An 18,261-nucleotide genomic window follows, 5' to 3' on the forward strand; every position below is an offset into this window, starting at 1 on the left:
TCTGTATGCATGCATGAGAGTTTAGTTAACATTTATGGATACTAAAGTTTTATATATCACTGCTGTAGCCATTGCGGCTATCAGTAGTGGTTATTACTATTACAGCGGAAAAGGGCAAAAGCTCGAGGTCGATGGTGCGCAAAGCATGACCTACTCTGCTGAACAGATCCAACTGACTCAAACAGATGAGCAGGGTAATTTATACGTCCGCGCAAAAGTAGATCGTCTTGAGCAGGACATGCAAAAGAAGACCTCTAAGTTAGAGAACTTAAATGCTGAGATGTATAAAGATGGAAAAGTAGATGCGACTTTCTATGCCGAGCAAGCCAATGGTATCAACGACAACGAAAAAGTCGTTCTGACAAATCAAGTGGTTGCAAAGAAAATGTTGGATCAAGGTCAGATGCAGTTTGAGACTGCAGAACTGACCGCGTTTCCAAATACGCGTGAATTGGAATCTCAGCATCAAGTGGTTGTCACGACACCACAAGCAGAATTTGTCAGTCAGGGCTTAAAAGCGAATTTAAATACGGGTCAATATGACTTTTTCCATATTCGAGGGAAGTATGAACCATAATCCAAAATTTTCTATTTCGAAAACTTTCCTCAAGCAAACACTTGCACTGAGTTTAGGTGTGGCTGTTTCAACTTTTGCTTTGGCGCTGCCAAGTGACCGTAGTAAAGCGATTTCGCTGGTGGCAGATCGTGCAACTTTTAATGAAAAAACGGGTGTAACGACGTACACCGGCAATGTCATCATTGAACAAGGCACGATGAAACTACAAGCGGATTCGATTGTTGCCAATTTAAATCAAACTCGCCAAATTAGCACCATTACGGCCAATGGTAAGCCTGCACGTTTCCAGCAGCAGGTCAGTACCAATAAGGGTATTGCCAAAGGTCAGGCGCAAAAGATTATTTATAATGCAGAAACAGGCATTATTACCTTATCGGGCAGTGCACTTTTAGAACAAGATGGTGCCAGTATTCGCGGTAATACATTGCGTTATAGTATGAACAAAGGTGACATCGAAGCAATTGGTACACCAAACAACAGTGGTTCATCGAGCGGTCGTGTTCAAATTGTGATTCCACCTTCAGGTTCTCAGTCCTTCCCAGGAGTGCGTGACTAATGGAGCAAACTCTCAATCAGCCACAAACCCTATGTATTAAGCATCTCGCGAAAAACTACAGTAAGCGTTGGGTAGTGAAAGATGTATCTTTTAGCATGCAAAGCGGACAAATCGTAGGTTTACTTGGCCCTAATGGTGCAGGGAAAACCACCAGTTTCTACATGGTGGTTGGAATGGTGCGTATGGATAAAGGTGAAATTCATCTTGATGACCTAGATATGTCTGATTTGGCCATGCATGAACGTGCGCGTAAAGGCATTGGTTACTTACCTCAAGAAGCCTCAATTTTTAGAAAACTCACCATTTCTGAAAATATTATGTCGATTTTGGAAACGCGTAAAGACCTGAACAAAGAACAACGTAAACAGCGTTTGCATGAATTGCTGGCCGATTTCAAAATTAGTCATATTAAAGATTCATTGGGTATGAGTGTGTCTGGTGGTGAGCGTCGTCGTGCTGAAATTGCACGTGCACTGGCAGCCGATCCAAAATTTATGTTGCTCGATGAACCTTTTGCTGGAGTTGATCCAATTTCAGTGGGTGACATTAAAGATATTATTCGTACCCTAAAAGACCGTGGTATTGGCGTTCTTATTACGGATCATAACGTTCGTGAGACTTTGGCGATTTGTGAACGTGCTTATATCGTGAGCGAGGGTGCGGTGATTGCTGAAGGTTCTCCAGATGAAATCTTAGCCAATGAAACCGTTCGTCAAGTCTACCTTGGTGATGATTTCACTGTATAAGATTATTCTGCGCCAATGAAAATAATTGGCGCAGATTTCCCTCTCATATTTTTAATCTATCGCTTTGCATTGAATTAATAACAGGGCATCCCCTTATATTCAAACTGCGCGTTCTGCCATCCTTTTGAAATCGCTTTTTCAGCATGCTACACAGTATGCATATCTATTTATTTCGTGTGGGCTTAAAGCGAAAAGCTATTTTCATACGATAGCTGATTGAAAATACGTTATAATTTTTTGTGAAATTTTTAAAAATTACGCTATGCCATTTACCATCTCTAGTTTAGTGAGCTATGAAGAAGACATTAAGAAAAGTCGTTTTCAAGCTTTTGCTGTGCCTGTAGAAAATGAACAAGCTGTTAAAGATTTTCTAGAGCAATATAAAGATATCAGCACCACACATCAGTGCTGGGCATGGAAAATTGGCCACAATGTTCGTTTCAATGATGACGGTGAACCTTCAGGTACCGCAGGTCGTCCTATTTTAGCGACCATTGAAGGCAATGAACTGACCAATGTTTTGGTTTTGGTCAATCGTTGGTATGGTGGCGTCAAGCTAGGCACAGGCGGGTTGGTACGTGCTTATGGTGGAACAGCAGGTCAGTGTTTACTGATGGCTGAAAAAATAGAACTCATTGAAAAGAAAAAAGTGCATTTTGCCTGCCAATTTAATGAATGGTCGATTTTCCAGTACGAGCTGAATAGCCAGCAGATTGAATTTAATGTGCAATATACTGCGGATGGCGTGCTTGTAGAGGCATTATTACAAGTGCATCAGATTGAAGCGCTCGCACTTAAAATACAAGATGTAACCCGTGGACGTGAAGCGTTAAAAATTGTGGATGACCATCATGACTGATCCCTTATTAAAATATCGTGAGCAGCATAAGCATCGCTTAAACTATATGCCCTGGTTGTATTGGTCGCTCAAGCCTAAAAACCGTGTGTGGGCTGAAGTATGGCAGCAAGAATACCAAGCTTATCTAATGGAAATGGAAACCGTTGAAATTGGTCAAAACTGTTTTATTTCTCCATTGGCACACATTTTTGCAGAGCCTGGTCGCAAAATTGTCATTGGGGACAACACTTTTATTGCTGCCGATTGTACTTTGCATGGGCCTTTAGAGATTGGCAGCGAAGTCGCGATCAACCACCATTGTATTTTAGATGGTGGTCGTGTTGGGATTAAGCTACATGATCAAGTGCGTATTGCAGCCTATTGTCACTTATATGCCTTTGATCATGGCATGGCGCTCAGTGATCCTATTTATCAACAACCTGTGCGTTCACAAGGGATAGAAATTGGACGGGATGTTTGGTTGGGTGCGCATGTGGGCGTGAAAGATGGAGTGAAAATTGGTGCACATGCTGTGGTGGGGATGAATAGCATGGTGACCAAAGATATCGCTGAGCAATCGATTGTTGCTGGCAATCCTGCTCAGTTTATTCGTTTACGTGATTAAGATATCAAAGAATATTGAACATTTATCAATACTTAATTACATAAAAACCTGCCATCAAAAAAAAAGATATGCTAAGTTTAGAACAACAATGAGACCTTATACCAAATGCGGTGTAATGAGAGGCGATAATGAAACGAGTCATTGCATGTATTGATTCTTCCCCTTGTATCAATGCCCTAGCAGAAGCTGCGGCGTGGATTGCTAAACAGACGGGGCGGGAATTGGTCCTTTTACAAGTTTTGGATTATTATCCTGCAAGTTATCACTTAGGTGAAATTAGCGGGGTAATTGGATTTGAAAGCAATGCAATGTTGCTCAAAGAACTGGCTGAATTAGAGCAAAAACAAAGTGAACTTGCGCTCAGTTATAGCAATAATTTACTCGATCATATTTCTAAACTCATTCTCGAAACGCATGGCCTACATACAACGCATATTCAAGAAAAGGGTGACTTTCTAGAGCAAAGTTTTAACTTATTGCATGAAGATGACATTGTGGTGATTGGCCGTGTGGGTGAGAAATCGGCTGAACGTAATAAACCACTGGGTAGTAATGTCGAGAACTTTATCCGTGGCGCAAACTGTACCGTCATGACGGTAGGTGATAGCTTTAAGCCACCTACGCGCTTTATCTTTGCCTACGAGTATTCACCGACGTGTGTGAAGATGATGAAACGGATTGCGCAAAGTGATTTACTGCGCCTCTTACAATGCCATTTGGTCTATGTCGGTGACCATCCTGAAATTTTAAGAGAGCCTGAACAATATCTGAAAGATGCAAATTTGGATGTGATTACAGAATATCGTTATGGCGACGTGGCTGAGAATATTCTGGAATACCAAAATGAGCATGGTATACAACTGATTGTGCTTGGTGCATTTAGCCACAGTAAAATTCATCAGTTCTTCTTGGGCAGTATTGCAACCACTATTTTTAGGAATGCCAAAGTTCCCTTACTGGTCGCTCGTTAATTTAGAGTGATTTATCTAAATTGGAACTGTTTTATCCATAGTTATCCGCATTAATTGTGGATAACTATATGGACAGTAAATGTAAGTTTATAATTTATATAAGCTTAAATTAATCGATTGTTTTTTAATCTAAGTTTTGGCTTATTTTACAATGGCTAAGGCAAATCCATCATGTCCTTTGCTACCGACCGTTTGAAGTGCAGTGCATGACAAAATTTTCGGATGGTTTTGCATCGCTTTGAACATATCTCGAATCCCTTCAATACTTGGTTTATGATTTTCAGGATTGATAATATCGCCTGCACGAATCACGTTATCGAGGAAAATCAAAGTACCTGAATGAGATAGATTCAGGCTTAATTCCAAATACTCTGGGTAGCTTTGTTTATCGGCATCAATGAAAATAAAGTCAAAAGGGTCAATGTCTGCAGGCAGTGATTTAAGGATATCTGCTGCACGCCCACATTTGAGTTCAACCGTTTGTTTGAGCTGAGCTTTGTCGATATTTTCTTGACCCATCGCGGCATGCGTATCACGACCTTCAATCGTTAAAATATAACCATCTTCAGGTAAGGCACGCGCTAACCACATGGTGCTATAGGCAGCAAAAGTGCCGAGCTCAAGTACACGCTTGCATTGATTCATTTGAATCAGCATTTGTAAAAGCATGCCTTGGTTCGGTGCAACAGCTAAGTGATCTGGAAAACCATGCTTCTCTGTATTTTCTAAAGTTTGCAGTAGAATGGGGTCTTCAGGAATTAAATGTGCATCGATATAGTTATCAATCTCTGTCCACATTTGTTGCATAGCATGTTCACCTTGGTTGCGATGTGGAGCATTTTAAACTTTTATTTTCAGAGTGCAATTTTTCCGACCATATTTGTTGAAATCAATGCTCAAAAAAAAAGAGGTCATATTGACCCCTTTTAATTTTTAAAGATTAGTAACTACACATCGAAGAATTGCGACTGAGGTCTGGGCCCCATGTACGATATCCTTGTGTATCAATGTGAATCTGGCCAGAAGCATATAAACCTAAGCCCATGTTCAAGCTCTGACCATGTTGGGTCCAAAATTGGCATAGACGATATTTTGTATTTTCAATATAAGCATAATCTTCGGGCTGTGGGTTTTCAGACCCAATTCGAAAATCGATGGCAGAATTGAATAAGTGGCGTGACGAGTTTGCACCGCCAGCACATTGGTTTAAAGGCAGATCTCGATAAACTGAAGTGACTTCAAAATCGGTCAGTACTTTGGCTGCAACTAAGTATTTAAAAACTTTTAAGGTCGCAATTTGGTTTTTCCAAAGTTCACGGTTTGGAATCATGTACTGTGAACGACCACATTTTTGCCAATCACGCGCTGTTCTGAGCAGTTCAAAGCTTGGGATGATATTTCCCACACCATTGCGTTCAAGAAAAACTTCATACTCACGTACGCGTGCTAGCGTGTCACCGACAGACATCCATGAATTGTAGTTATAAGGAATAATTTTAGGTAGAGCAGGGCGGTCAAAACTAATTTTCTCTTGCGGGATAAAAATACGTTTTCCATCAGGAGTCGTGATGGTCTTGCCTTTGTGAGATGAAGTCGTACAGCCAATCATCACCAAGGGGATTATGCTAACCGCAAATAATCCCTTTAAAAATTTCTTCATTATAGAAATCAAATATTTAAAAAATACGCCTATTATTTTAATCCAAATTTGTGAGGAAAAATTGGAAATATTGCAATCAAATGTGTGTTTTAGGTATAAAAAAAGATCAGCTTATGCTGATCTTTTTCTGGCTTACTTTTCTAAGTATTGTAACTTATCTGCTTTACCGTTCCATTCTTCACGGTCAGCAGGTTGGTCGCCAATCTGGGTGATGTTCGGCCAAGTTTGTGATAACTCAGCATTTAGTTCAATAAATACTTCTTGACCTTCTGGCAGTTCATCTTCAGAGAAAATTGCATTTGCTGGACATTCAGGTTCACACAGTGCGCAATCGATACATTCATCCGGATTGATCACTAGAAAGTTTGGACCTTCATAGAAACAGTCTACTGGGCAAACTTCTACGCAGTCTTGATATTTACATTTAATACAATTTTCAGTGACAACAAAGGTCATGGCGAAGGCTACCTAAAAATATGGTTCTAATAACTAATGTGTATTTTAGGCAAAAACAGCACCAACTAACAATTGCTTTTATTGATATTTGTTATTTATATGCGTGAAATAAGACTATGTTTATGATTTTTATTAGAATGTGTATTGATTTTAAAGGGGTTTTTATGGGAAAAATCGAGCTTTAAGAAATTATAGAAAACAATAACTTAAATAATAGTTTTTTAGGTGCAACTTATGTCACATCTGCAAATGGTAAAGAGATTCCAATATCAAAATCATTCCATGTAATTTTTGATCTGAATGCATAGAACTTAGTCATTTATGAGTTGATATTACTAATCCATTGGTGAACTGATTGTCCTGTATAAAAATTAAGTATGATTGAGTTTCTTGCTGTTAAATTTGATAAAAACTGAACATTTTGCTGAAAACTGCTTTTGACAATAAAAAAGACCGTCATTTTGACGGTCTAGATGAGTTGCGAAAATGCAAATCCATTATGAATGTAACTGATCTTTCAATGCATAAAGCTGCTGTAAGGCTTCACGTGGACTTAAATTATCGACATCAATGCTCTTGAGTAGTTCAAGTGCGGCAGAAGGTTTCTCAATTTCGACCACACGCTCAATGATTTCAAGTTCAGGCGTTTCTATTACAGCAAACAAATCATTTTGAACGACTTTAGGTTTTTGCAGTTGTTGCTTCTCTAAAATTTTCAGACGATTTTGTGCTTCTTTGATCACACTGGCAGGAATACCTGCTAATTTTGCTACTTGTAAGCCGTGACTTTGGCTCGCAGGTCCATGTTGGACTTTATGTAACAAAATGAGGTTGCCGTTGAGTTCTTTTGCAGTGACATGGTAGTTATCAATAGCAGTTTCTTTCGCCAGCTCGGTCAGTTCAAAGTAGTGTGTGGCAAATAAACATAAGCATTTAATACGTTTGGTTAAGTCGAGTACGCAAGCCCATGCCAAAGATAAACCATCATAGGTACTGGTGCCACGACCAACTTCATCCATCAAAACCAGTGACTGATTGGTTGCATGATGTAGGATTTGCGAGGTCTCGGTCATTTCCACCATAAAGGTCGATTTGCCTGTAGATAGGTCATCTGCAGAACCAATACGGGTAAAGATTCGATCAATAGGACCTAATACTGCTGACTGGGCTGGTACATATGAGCCACAATAGGCCAATAGGCTAATTAAAGCCGTTTGACGCATAAAGGTTGATTTACCCCCCATGTTAGGACCAGTAATAATGGCCATACGATGGTTGAAATCAAGTGTCGTGTCATTCGGTGTAAATGTAGCCTTATTCAAAGCCTCAACCACTGGATGACGTCCCGCAATAATTTTAACCCCAATTTCTGGACTATACTCAGGACGTGACCAATTGCGTAAGCGAGCCTGATGTGCAAAGTTAGCTAAGAGGTCGATCTGCGCAATAGCGCTACTCATCATTTGTAAATGACCAATGTCGGCGCGGAGTTCATCTAAAAGCATTTCGAACAGCATTTTTTCGCGGGCTAATGCACGGGACTCACTTGAAAGTACTTTGTCTTCAAAGGTTTTTAGCTCAGGGGTGATATAACGCTCAGCATTTTTCAAGGTTTGACGACGAATGTAGTGATCAGGCGCTTGCTCGGCTTGTGCACGGGTCAGTTCAATGTAGTACCCACTGACACGGTTATAGCCAATTTTTAAAGTCGAAATTCCAGTATTTTGACGTTCTTGAATTTCAAGGTCGATCAAGTACTGTCCTGCATGATCGCGGATTTTACGGAGTTCATCCAGTTCCTGATCGAAACCTTCGGCTATCACATTTCCATCCCGTAAAAGCACAGGTGGATATTCAACAATGGCAGACATTAAACGTTGATGTAAGCCATGGAAATCACCTAATTCCTCATTCAATTGGGTAATTAGAGCGGACTGCTTGCTTTGAATCACGGGTTGAATGGCATGACGTAAATAAGGGACTTGTGCACAAGCTTGGCGCAGTTGCACTAAGTCGCGTGGACGGGCACTACCTAAAGCCACCCGACTGAGGACACGTTCGATGTCTCCAATCTCTTTTAATACTAAACGGACTGGCGATTCATGGTAGCCATCCACAAGACTCTTGGTAGCATCTAAACGTGCGTCTAAGAGCTTGGTATCACGTAACGGTTGCATCAGTGTACGACTAAGTAAACGTCCACCCATTGCAGTTTGACAGTCATTAATGAGTTGGAATAATGACGTGCCGTGTTCAAACAGAGGCTCAACCAACTCTAAGTTTTTCCGCGTCACAGGATCAAGCGCAATGAAATCACTGCTTTGTTCTAGTTGAATCGAACGAATATGCGGCAAGGCAGTCTTTTGCGTTTCTTTGGCATAATGAATCAGGGATGCTGCTGCTGCTTTGGCAAGCGGCAAATGGTCAATACCGAAACCAGCTAAAGTCGATACTGCAAACTGATCACATAAGGTTTTTTGTGCATTGTTTAAATTAAAGTCGACATTTGGACGGCGTGTCACAGGGCAGTCGAGCAGTTTTTTAATGTGTTCAATGATATTGGGGTCGACAATATTTTCATCGACCAAAATTTCACTTGGCATCAGACGAGACAGTTCAATGCCGAGTTGCTCAAGTTGGAACTCTTGTTGCTGAACTTTGAATAAACCTGCACTTAAATCTAACAATGCAATACCAATTTCATTTTGTTGTACGCAAAGCGCCACAAGGTTTGAACTTTGATGTGCCGTCAGTAAGGCATCATCTGTCAGCGTACCCGGTGTAATAATCCGGACAACGCCACGTTCAACAGGGGCCTTACCTGTAACCTCACCAATTTGCTCGCAAATGACGACGGTTTCGCCTTTTTTCACCAAGCGAGCAAGGTAGCCTTCAGCTGCATGGTAAGGAACGCCTGCCATAGGGATAGGTTCACCATTGGCTTTGCCACGATGGGTTAGGGTAATTCCGAGAAGTTTAGCGGCCTTGTGTGCATCTTCAAAAAATAGCTCGTAGAAGTCACCCATACGATAGAACATCAAAGAGTGCGGATGTTGCATTTTGACGCCCATGTACTGTTGCATCATGGGAGTGAGGGTGGACAAATCAGTTATGATTCCCGAATTGCTCATGTAGGTGAAATCCTTAAATCTTTGAAAATGCACAATATAAAAATAGACCGAGCGACGCCGCTTACCGTATGTATTTATGTGCTATGAACAGCTATTGTCTGAATGGCAATATCTTAGCAAAATTGAAAACGACTAAACAATAAATCATCTATAAAGCGAACAGTTGTTAAACAGCCAAGTGATTATTGCTGTAGGCATTAGGTGTAAAGCAAAAATAAAAAAGCCTAAACATCTGTTTAGGCTTTTTAAGATTTAAGGCTTATACAGACCGAGTTCAGTCAGGTGCAACCGTAGGATACGACGTAACTCAAGAACAGCTTCAGGCGTTTCTTGAATAGAATGTCCACCTTTAATAATCTTCTCAGACAATGCACCATCTAGATGGGCACTCGTATAAGGCACGACATCGTCTGTAATGATATTGAGGTCATCACTTTTGGTCGCATTCCCCATGATGCTGTGGAATTTCATGCCTTTGTGTGGAACGACATTTTTAGTTAACCGAGTAAAATTAGAGTTCTTGCTGAGATCACTTGGCCCATTTTGAATGAGTCCATTATCGACATCTTTAATGAAGGCTTGTAGGTCAGGGTCACTACTTTGTATAACATCAGTCAGTGCTCCCAAAAACGCACCAGGTAGACGAATGACTTTACGTGCTGCAAGGGTAAACCAGCGGTCAGCAAACTCTGTCCCACGATGTGGTGCTGCTAAGAAAATGGCACGACTAAAGTTTGGAATCGGTTGGATGTCGAGGCGTGATTTAAACAGAGGGTCATTTTTAAATTGTTGCACACGTCGATTGGGTAGCAGTTTCATTGCCGCAGGGGTTAAGTCAGCATCGCTCACCAAAAGCCGCGCAATAATGCCGCCCATACTATGACCCACTAGCACGGCATCCTTTTTGGCAGGTGCTTTGCTGTCGACCAAATTAAAACTTTGTTGAATGATTGCATAGATTTGGAAACGACTTTCTAAAATTGGCATATTGGTCGAGTAGAACACTTGCCAGACTTGATAGTGCTCACGTAGCACGGGGTCGCCCATGACATCATTCGTCAGACGAATCCATGCCTCTGGGCTGCTGGCTAGACCGTGGACGAGGACCACCACTTTTTTATTTGGGTTGTATGGCTCAAGCATGTATAGGTGCGGCATGGTGAGACGTGCATCACGATCAATCAGTGATAAATACGCGGCTTTACCTAAATTGTTTTGTGCTAACCATAAGCCATAAGGTGCAGAAAAGTTTGCAGCGAGTGGGTAGCTTTTGCCTGCAATTTTCGCAGATTCAAACTTATAGGGATCATAAGCTGAGATTTCAAACTCAGGGTTGTTTAAGATCTCATCGATACTAGATGCAGAGCGTGGCTGAGCAGTAATGGTCGCTGCTAAATAACGGGCATTGTGAATGTTAGGATTACGACCATTGGTATACTGATAATGCAGTGGATCGACAATATATTTGGCTTTTTCGGGTGAGGTATCGTTGTGCTCAGGTGGGAGGACAATCAGAAATTCTGAACCAAAACCATCGCGACGTGTGATAGAGCGCAGGCCTGAAAAGTTCATATTGTAAGTTGACATCAGTTGTTCAACTTGACGGTTTTTTAAAAGTGGGTAGTTATCATAATTAATACGGTAAATACTTTGTCCCACTTTGATTTGATTACCGACTTCAGATGGCCCATGGCGTAAGCCATAACTATTTACAAGTTTAGCGATAGCCTGGTTATAAAAGTCACGCAGTTGGACTTGTCGGTTATCAAAAATACGGTCTTGCGGGCCACGTTTGGTGTTAAACATGTAGGCATAACTGTAGCGAATGCTTTTATCCAGCATACCAAGTTGTTGATCTAGGCAGTTTTGGTAGTTTTGTTTTTGCAGCGCCTGTTTTTCTTCAGACTGGGTCTTGGCTAAAATACTCACTTTACAGGCTGATGATTTTTCTAAGGAAAGTGCTTTAGCGAGATAGAGTTCGCTGGCAGTAGAGAGGAGCTGTTCATCTTGAATTTGTGGAATTTGTTTGAGTTCACTGACACATTCTTCAGGTTGCTCTGAACAGATTTTGGCTTCTCGACCCGTCATAGACAGCACGTTTAGACTCGCTTCACTGAGCTTATCCCGCGTTAAAATACTCTCACGCTCATTGGTAATCGTGACATTCAGTGATTGATTTTTCACACTGACCACTTGGCAACCACTCAAAAGCGAAACGAGAGTGGTCATCATCAAGGTGCTACGGATGTATTTAGGCATAAAAAGCGTCGACTACCGTTTATTCTTTTGAATTTTTTAAATCATACGATAATTCTCGGATTTATCAATTCGCCTAAAATAAAAATAGACCGAAAATTCGGTCTATTTTTAGGTACATCAGAAGTGATGGAATTATTTTGCAGTATTTAGAACTTGCCAAACATTCCAACGACCTTGTTTTTCAATTTCATTAATCAAGCGATCCGCAACTTCAGCTTCTTGTGGATATTTCAATTTGTAGTTTTTCAAGGTTTGCACCGCATTTTTCTTTTGTTCCATCGCGATGTAGTTATTTGCTGTCGCTAAATAGGCTTCTTGAACACCAGCTTTCATTGCTTTATCGAGGTATGGCATTGCTTCGCGTTGACCACCACCTTCAGACAAAGCAAAACCGAACCAGAAGTTTGCTTCAGGGTCTTCTTGGTTAATTTTTAAAATACGCTGTGCATAAGCCAAAGATTTGGTGGTATAGACTGAACCGAGGTCTAAATTACGTGCCATAACGCTAGCTTTGAACGCACGAACCAGTACATCAAATGAAGCATTGTCTTTCGATGCTAACGTATCAAGCTGTTGTGTCACTTCTTTTAGTTTTAACTCAAAACCTTTACGTTCTTGGCGTTCTGTAAAACGTGGTGGGTAGTGACGGGCTTTGCCTTCAACCAACTGTAAGAAGTCATCAATTTCAGTAATGTCGACTTCATTGTCGCCTGCCAGTACGGCAAACTTCAACTGACGGTCTTTGCTGTTTACGGTTGGAATAATCAGTTTATTGGTGTCTAAAACCAGTTTTTTAGATGGATCGTCAGAGCGAGTCACTTCCATTTTAGTTACGGGTTGAGCCGCTGCTTTTTTTAAGTTAATTTCAAATGGAGGTGGCGCATCATAATTAAATGGATTGAGTGCATAAAATGGTGCAGTTAATTCAGGCTCTGTAAAAACGATGGTATCGCTATTGTTCTTCGTTGGGTTTGAGCTACACGCTGTTAAAAACGAGACAGCAAGAACAGCAACCGCTAAGGGTTTAAGCATCATAAGGTTCATCCATTCATTATTTTAAGAAGTGGTATAAAAGGCATGTTCGTCAGTCTAAAAAAACTCTGATGAACATGCAAGGTTTGCTATAGGCAGGTTTTCAAAAACTAACACTTTTCATGTTTAGTCGTTGGATGGCAGGCTTTGAGCTTCACATTCGCGGCGTACATCTTCCAAAATTTTCAATTCTTCAGCACTAAAAGGTTGTTCATTTTGTTGTTGCTTTTTAAAAGTTGGATCAAGCAAAGACAAACGTTGGCATAGGGTGTTCATCCGTTTCTCATTCAACTGAATGCGGTCAAGTAGAACACGCATACCTTCAAGAATAGGGTCTGACTGGTCTTGCGTGGCAGCATAAGGTTGGAAACCAATACTTTCTGCATAATCACGACGACGTGTTTCTGCCTCATCTTTTGGTTTATCTTTAGAAATAAAGCGTGCAGGGTTACCAACTGCGGTGGTGTCGGCTGGAACAGCTTTGGTGACGACTGCATTTGAGCCGACTTTCGCATTTTTACCGACAGTAAAAGGGCCTAAAATTTTAGCACCAGCACCAACCACCACGCCGTCTTCTAAGGTCGGGTGACGTTTGCCTTTATTCCATGTAGTTCCACCTAAAGTGACACCGTGATATAAGGTCACATCGTCGCCAATTTCAGCGGTTTCACCAATCACGACGCCCATACCATGGTCAATAAAAAAACGACGACCAATTTTCGCACCCGGGTGAATTTCAATACCTGTTGCAAAACGGCTAAAAGAAGACAATAAACGTGCTGAGCCTTTACATTCTTTTTTCCATAACTCATGCGCCATACGGTGCATGATCAAGGCATGAATGCCTGGATATGTGGTTAGAACTTCTAAAGTGTTTCGTGCCGCAGGATCGCGCGCGAATACAGCTTGTATATCTTCTTTGAGCTGTTTAAGCATTAGATTGATCCTCTGTTTGATCCGTATTTGACTTTTTCCATGTGCCGTTATTTAAAGCTTGTACACGACTAAAAATACCACGAAGTAAATGATATTCCATACGATCTAATTGTATACGTCCAAAAAGACGACGCAAGCGTAAAGGCAGTAATCGTGGATTTTTGGGGTCTAAAAATTCAATCTCGGCCAACATTTTTTCAATGTGCGGGTAGAATTGTTCCATTTGCTCATGGGTGACCAAAGGCTCATCCCACTGCATAGACTCTGTATCTGTGACAGGCATGGTTGCAGCTTCATCTTCACCGCTTTCCACAACAGCCAGTGTTGCCATACGCATTTCATAACAAATCACTTGAATGGCTTGAGCCACATTTAGCACGCCATAGTCTGTATTTACAGGAATGGTGACATGGTAGTTGGCCATAGCCAGTTCTTCGTTGGTCAGTCCGCGGTCTTCACGGCCAAATACAACAGCAACCTCTTGCTGATCATTCACCACTGCTGAAATTGATTTTTCAGCCGCGGGACGTGCGTCTAGCAAAGGCCAAGGAATGGTACGACTACGCGCACTCGTGCCAAACACTAAATGGCAGTCTTTGATGGCATCGGCAAGGGTTTCAACGATTTCAATCTGCTCGATTAAATCAGTTGCACCCGCAGCCAAAGCATCGATATCGGGATGTGGATAGGTTTTTGGCGCAACCAAAACCAGTTTTGAGAGTCCCATTGTTTTCATGGCGCGCAGTGCGCTACCAATGTTCGCAGGGAGTGTGGTATTGACCATGACAATACGCACATGGGAGAGATGCGCTGAAACAGCAGCATTGTCAAATTGGCTCATGATTTTTCCAATGAATCTTTAAAATTTAAATAATTAAGAGAACTGACCGACTTCAGCTTGATATAAGTCCATGGCATCATCCATGCTCATATCCGCAGGGGGCGGTGGTACATCTACAGGTTTGGCTTCTTCATAGCTCACCGCTTTGGCTGCTTTGGATTTGACTTGATATTCCACATGAAGATTTTCTTTACCAAAATAGTCACGGAGTTTGGAAAGTAGTTCATCCAGTGGCGCCACTTTCCAATTAATCCCTAAGTGCAATTCAGCCGTGGCATACGGGTAGTCCAACAGCAATTGCAGCGGGATGTGATTACACATATCGACATTACAAAAGGGTGCAAGAATATTTTTTAAATCTTGGCTCAGTGTTTTTGTACTATGTGTTGGGTCGAGACGAATTTGAATACAGTTGGCGCGTTTTTGACGAATTTCATTTAGGGTAAATGCTTTGGTTAAGCGACCCATTGGACGGTCAAAACCTTCACGCTCGTAAATTTCACCTTCAATTACCATCACTTTTTCATTTTGAATGATGTCTTTAAAACGCATAAAGCGTTCATGGTTTGCAGAGACTTCGATCCGTGAGGTACCATCATCTAAGGTCACCATCATTCGGTTCGGGAAGTTGGCTACATCAACCACGAGACCTGCAAAAACTGTAGTGACACCACGACGGGTTGGGGTAAGTTCATTAATTTTGTTCGGAATAAACGCTTTCAACTCAGTGCGATAGACATCAATTGGGTGGCCGGTTAAATACAACCCTAGAGTGTCTTTTTCACCTTTGAGACGGACTTCGTCTGACCATGGCTTAACAGGTTTGGCGGGTTTACGTTGTACTTCTTCAACCTCACCAAACAAGTCCATGATGCCTGTTTCACGGTTTGAGCGAGCTTGATCCGCTGCTTGTACAGCTTCAGGTAGCTGCGCCATTAGACTTGAGCGTTCAATATCTAGACAGTCTAAAGCACCTGAACGAATTAATGCTTCTAAAGTCCGCTTATTGATTTTTTTCAGATCAATACGATGGCAGAAATCAAACAAGTCACGATACGGCCCATCTTGAATACGCGAGTCAATAACCGACTGCATCGCCGCTTCACCGACGCCTTTAATTGCACCGAGCCCATAGACGATCGTTTTGTCGTCCGAAGCATGGAATTGATAGATGGACATATTGACCGAAGGCGGCAATACCTCTATATCATTGTGTCGACAGTCATCAATCAAGAACACCACGTTATCGGTGTTTTGCATTTCCGATGACATCACCGCTGCTAAGAATTCAGCTGGATAATGCGCTTTGAGCCATGCCGTTTGATAGGCCACTAAGGCATAAGCTGCGGCATGCGATTTGTTAAAGCCATAACCTGCGAACTTTTCCATATAGTCAAAGATATGGTTGGCAGTGGCTTCATCAATGTCTTTTTTCGCTGCACCTTCCGTGAAAATTTGGCGCTGTTTGACCATTTCTTCGGGCTTTTTCTTACCCATCGCACGACGAAGTAAGTCCGCACCACCCAAGCTATAGCCCGCACAATACTGCGCTGCCTGCATTACCTGTTCTTGGTAAACCATAATGCCGTAAGTCGGCTCAAGTACACCTTCAAGTAGGGGATGGAGATATTCAAACTCGCCACCATGCATACGGTGGATAAAGTCTGGAATCAGGTCCATCGGACCCGGACGGTAAAGGGATACGAAGGCGATAATTTCTTCAAATTTGCTTGGACGTGCTTCCTTGAGCATTTTTTTCATGCCCACGGATTCAAACTGGAAGACCGCTGTAGTGTTGGCATTGGCAAAGATGAGGTATGCATCTTTGTCATCAAGCGGAATGAAGGCAATGTCTAAAGGCACATCTAACTGAATGCGCTTATTGATATTCTTCACGGCATCTTCAATGACCGTTAAGTTACGTAGACCCAAGAAGTCGAACTTCACCAGACCTGCAGATTCAACATCGTCTTTATCGTACTGTGCAACACGGCCTGTACCATCTGCGTCACATAGCACGGCAGAAAAGTCGGTAATTTTAGTCGGGGAAATGACCACGCCACCTGCGTGTTTACCTGTGTTACGGGTAATGCCTTCGAGTTTTAATGCCATTTCCCAAATTTCAGCGGCATCGTCATTGTCTGGGTTAGATGGGTTGGTGACAATGTCTTTAAGCTGTGGCTCTGCTTCAATCGACTCTTCGAGGCTTAAACCTAAAGGTTTAGTCGGAATCATTTTTGAGATTCGGTCTGCCAAACCATAGGATTTACCCAAGACACGTGCCACATCACGAATGGCACCTTTAGCTGCCATAGTACCGAAAGTGGCAATTTGTGATACTGCATCGCGTCCGTATGTACGCGCCACATAGTCAATCACACGATCACGACCAGCAATACAGAAATCGACGTCGAAATCGGGCATTGAAACACGTTCTGGGTTTAAGAAGCGTTCGAAGAGTAGTCCGTATGGGAGAGGATCGAGATCCGTAATTTTTAAGCTGTAGGCAACAAGTGAACCTGCACCTGAACCACGGCCTGGACCAACCGGAACGCCATTACCTTTAGACCATTGGATGAAGTCCATGACAATCAAGAAGTAACCTGGGAAACCCATTTTAAGAATGGTCCCGATTTCATACTCTAAACGATCATCATATTCTTTACGTTTTTCGGGCCAGTATTCATCACGCGTTTCAGGTGGATATAAAAAGTCTAAACGCTCTTCTAAACCTTCTTTGGATAAATGTGCAAAGTAGGTGTCGATGGTATGGCCTTCAGGAATAGGGTAGTCAGGCAGGAAGTATTTACCTAATTGCAGGGTAACGTTACAACGTTTAGCAATCTGATAAGTATTTTCAATTGCAGAGGGAATGTCTGCAAATAATTCCGCCATTTGTTGGCCAGATTTAAAATATTGCTCTGGAGAGTAATTTTTTGGTCGGCGGTTATCCCCTAATACATAACCATCGGCAATACAGACTCGGGCTTCGTGTGCTTCAAAGTCGATTTCTTTCATGAAGTGCACATCGTTGTGTGCAACTACACCAATATTATATTTTTTAGCCAGTTTTAAGGCTTCATAATTGAAGTCATCTTCACCTGAGCGTTCTGTTCGACATAGAGCCAAATAAACACGATTGCCAAATTTTGAAATCCATTCTTCGAGTAAAGGTTCGGCTTTTTGCGGATTCGATGTACAGAGCATTTTGCCGACATCAGATCGCATGCCAAGTAGCGCAATCAGGTCATGGTTTTGTTCTAAAATCCAGTCTTTTGCAACGCAAGGAATATCAAGCTGTTGACCACGGATGAAACCTTCTGAAACCAGTTCGGTTAGATTACGCCAGCCAACATTGCTCATTGCTAATAAAGTCACGCGATGTTCAGCATCGTTCAAGCGAACTTCTGAACCCATAATCGGTTTGATGCCATTATCTAAGCATTTACCATAAAATTTTACAGCAGCGTGTAAGTTAGATAAGTCAGTAATGGCAAGGGCTGGCATACCTTCTGTCTTAGCAGCTTTGACTAAATCAGGTATACGTACAATTGATTCTGTGATTGAAAATTCTGTATGAATACCAAGATGTACAAAGTGCATAAGTGAGTCCCTGCAAAAACCGCTGAATAG

General features: G+C 41.8%; 15 protein-coding genes. 6 read left to right on the top strand and 9 right to left on the bottom strand.

What is annotated here, in order from left to right; translation table 11 throughout:
• Window positions 1–34: 34 nt before the first annotated feature.
• From lptC to AXW61_RS06865, 6 genes are all read left to right on the top strand, one after another.
• Window positions 35–577, top strand: a complete 543-nt coding sequence (gene lptC / locus AXW61_RS06840; protein WP_062033540.1) for an LPS export ABC transporter periplasmic protein LptC — start codon at window positions 35–37, stop codon at window positions 575–577.
• Complete coding sequence (gene lptA / locus AXW61_RS06845; RefSeq protein ID WP_062033543.1) at window positions 567–1,133, top strand: lipopolysaccharide transport periplasmic protein LptA; 567 nt, start codon at window positions 567–569, stop codon at window positions 1,131–1,133. The genes lptC and lptA overlap by 11 nt, the downstream gene beginning before the upstream one ends.
• Window positions 1,133–1,879 (top strand): LPS export ABC transporter ATP-binding protein, encoded by a 747-nt coding sequence (gene lptB, locus AXW61_RS06850; protein WP_062033545.1) that lies wholly within the window; start codon window positions 1,133–1,135, stop codon window positions 1,877–1,879. Before lptA ends, lptB begins: the two co-directional genes overlap by 1 nt.
• A gap of 262 nt (window positions 1,880–2,141) precedes the next feature.
• Window positions 2,142–2,738, top strand: a complete 597-nt coding sequence (locus AXW61_RS06855; RefSeq protein ID WP_062033547.1) for a YigZ family protein — start codon at window positions 2,142–2,144, stop codon at window positions 2,736–2,738.
• Complete coding sequence (locus AXW61_RS06860; protein ID WP_062033549.1) at window positions 2,731–3,342, top strand: acyltransferase; 612 nt, start codon at window positions 2,731–2,733, stop codon at window positions 3,340–3,342. Before AXW61_RS06855 ends, AXW61_RS06860 begins: the two co-directional genes overlap by 8 nt.
• Before the next feature lie 128 nt (window positions 3,343–3,470).
• Window positions 3,471–4,313: a universal stress protein gene (locus AXW61_RS06865; protein ID WP_004696353.1), complete on the top strand. Its 843-nt coding sequence runs from the start codon at window positions 3,471–3,473 to the stop codon at window positions 4,311–4,313.
• Window positions 4,314–4,454: 141 nt separating this feature from the next.
• Here AXW61_RS06865 and AXW61_RS06870 read toward each other — a convergent pair whose 3' ends face one another.
• The 9 genes from AXW61_RS06870 to dnaE all read right to left on the bottom strand — a co-directional run bounded on the left by AXW61_RS06870 (window position 4,455) and on the right by dnaE (window position 18,231).
• Window positions 4,455–5,120: an O-methyltransferase gene (locus AXW61_RS06870; protein WP_062033552.1), complete on the bottom strand. Its 666-nt coding sequence runs from the start codon at window positions 5,118–5,120 to the stop codon at window positions 4,455–4,457.
• A gap of 133 nt (window positions 5,121–5,253) precedes the next feature.
• Entirely contained in the window at window positions 5,254–5,973 is a 720-nt protein-coding gene (locus AXW61_RS06875) for a D-Ala-D-Ala carboxypeptidase family metallohydrolase (protein ID WP_062033555.1), read from the bottom strand.
• Between the two features lie 132 nt (window positions 5,974–6,105).
• Complete coding sequence (gene fdxA, locus AXW61_RS06880) at window positions 6,106–6,429, bottom strand: ferredoxin FdxA (protein ID WP_004696359.1); 324 nt, start codon at window positions 6,427–6,429, stop codon at window positions 6,106–6,108.
• Between the two features lie 497 nt (window positions 6,430–6,926).
• Entirely contained in the window at window positions 6,927–9,560 is a 2,634-nt protein-coding gene (mutS, locus tag AXW61_RS06885) for a DNA mismatch repair protein MutS (protein ID WP_062033557.1), read from the bottom strand.
• Between the two features lie 252 nt (window positions 9,561–9,812).
• A complete protein-coding gene (locus AXW61_RS06890) occupies window positions 9,813–11,819 on the bottom strand; it encodes an alpha/beta hydrolase (RefSeq protein WP_062033560.1) in 2,007 nt (668 codons plus the stop codon).
• Between the two features lie 132 nt (window positions 11,820–11,951).
• Window positions 11,952–12,854, bottom strand: coding sequence for a hypothetical protein (locus tag AXW61_RS06895; RefSeq protein ID WP_062033562.1), 903 nt, complete (start codon window positions 12,852–12,854; stop codon window positions 11,952–11,954).
• A gap of 123 nt (window positions 12,855–12,977) precedes the next feature.
• On the bottom strand, window positions 12,978–13,787 hold the full coding sequence (cysE, locus tag AXW61_RS06900; RefSeq protein ID WP_004696365.1) for a serine O-acetyltransferase: 810 nt from the start codon (window positions 13,785–13,787) through the stop codon (window positions 12,978–12,980).
• A complete protein-coding gene (locus AXW61_RS06905; RefSeq protein WP_062033565.1) occupies window positions 13,780–14,628 on the bottom strand; it encodes an RNA methyltransferase in 849 nt (282 codons plus the stop codon). Before AXW61_RS06905 ends, cysE begins: the two co-directional genes overlap by 8 nt.
• A 33-nt stretch (window positions 14,629–14,661) precedes the next feature.
• Window positions 14,662–18,231 (bottom strand): DNA polymerase III subunit alpha, encoded by a 3,570-nt coding sequence (dnaE, locus tag AXW61_RS06910; RefSeq protein WP_062033568.1) that lies wholly within the window; start codon window positions 18,229–18,231, stop codon window positions 14,662–14,664.
• Window positions 18,232–18,261 lie beyond the last annotated feature (30 nt).

It is taken from the genome of Acinetobacter sp. BMW17 (assembly GCF_001592855.1).
Taxonomy (GTDB): Bacteria; Pseudomonadota; Gammaproteobacteria; order Pseudomonadales; family Moraxellaceae; genus Acinetobacter; species Acinetobacter johnsonii.

What these genes read in the sequence shown, in the direction of transcription:
- mutS (WP_062033557.1), bottom strand. Translation starts at nt 9,560, where the DNA reads ATGAGCAATTCGGGAATCATAACTGATTTGTCCACCCTCACTCCCATG.
- AXW61_RS06855 (WP_062033547.1), top strand. Translation starts at nt 2,142, where the DNA reads ATGCCATTTACCATCTCTAGTTTAGTGAGCTATGAAGAAGACATTAAG.
- AXW61_RS06860 (WP_062033549.1), top strand. Translation starts at nt 2,731, where the DNA reads ATGACTGATCCCTTATTAAAATATCGTGAGCAGCATAAGCATCGCTTA.
- AXW61_RS06875 (WP_062033555.1), bottom strand. Translation starts at nt 5,973, where the DNA reads ATGAAGAAATTTTTAAAGGGATTATTTGCGGTTAGCATAATCCCCTTG.
- lptB (WP_062033545.1), top strand. Translation starts at nt 1,133, where the DNA reads ATGGAGCAAACTCTCAATCAGCCACAAACCCTATGTATTAAGCATCTC.
- AXW61_RS06895 (WP_062033562.1), bottom strand. Translation starts at nt 12,854, where the DNA reads ATGATGCTTAAACCCTTAGCGGTTGCTGTTCTTGCTGTCTCGTTTTTA.
- fdxA (WP_004696359.1), bottom strand. Translation starts at nt 6,429, where the DNA reads ATGACCTTTGTTGTCACTGAAAATTGTATTAAATGTAAATATCAAGAC.
- AXW61_RS06905 (WP_062033565.1), bottom strand. Translation starts at nt 14,628, where the DNA reads ATGAGCCAATTTGACAATGCTGCTGTTTCAGCGCATCTCTCCCATGTG.
- AXW61_RS06890 (WP_062033560.1), bottom strand. Translation starts at nt 11,819, where the DNA reads ATGCCTAAATACATCCGTAGCACCTTGATGATGACCACTCTCGTTTCG.
- AXW61_RS06870 (WP_062033552.1), bottom strand. Translation starts at nt 5,120, where the DNA reads ATGCAACAAATGTGGACAGAGATTGATAACTATATCGATGCACATTTA.
- cysE (WP_004696365.1), bottom strand. Translation starts at nt 13,787, where the DNA reads ATGCTTAAACAGCTCAAAGAAGATATACAAGCTGTATTCGCGCGCGAT.
- lptA (WP_062033543.1), top strand. Translation starts at nt 567, where the DNA reads ATGAACCATAATCCAAAATTTTCTATTTCGAAAACTTTCCTCAAGCAA.
- AXW61_RS06865 (WP_004696353.1), top strand. Translation starts at nt 3,471, where the DNA reads ATGAAACGAGTCATTGCATGTATTGATTCTTCCCCTTGTATCAATGCC.
- lptC (WP_062033540.1), top strand. Translation starts at nt 35, where the DNA reads ATGGATACTAAAGTTTTATATATCACTGCTGTAGCCATTGCGGCTATC.
- dnaE (WP_062033568.1), bottom strand. Translation starts at nt 18,231, where the DNA reads ATGCACTTTGTACATCTTGGTATTCATACAGAATTTTCAATCACAGAA.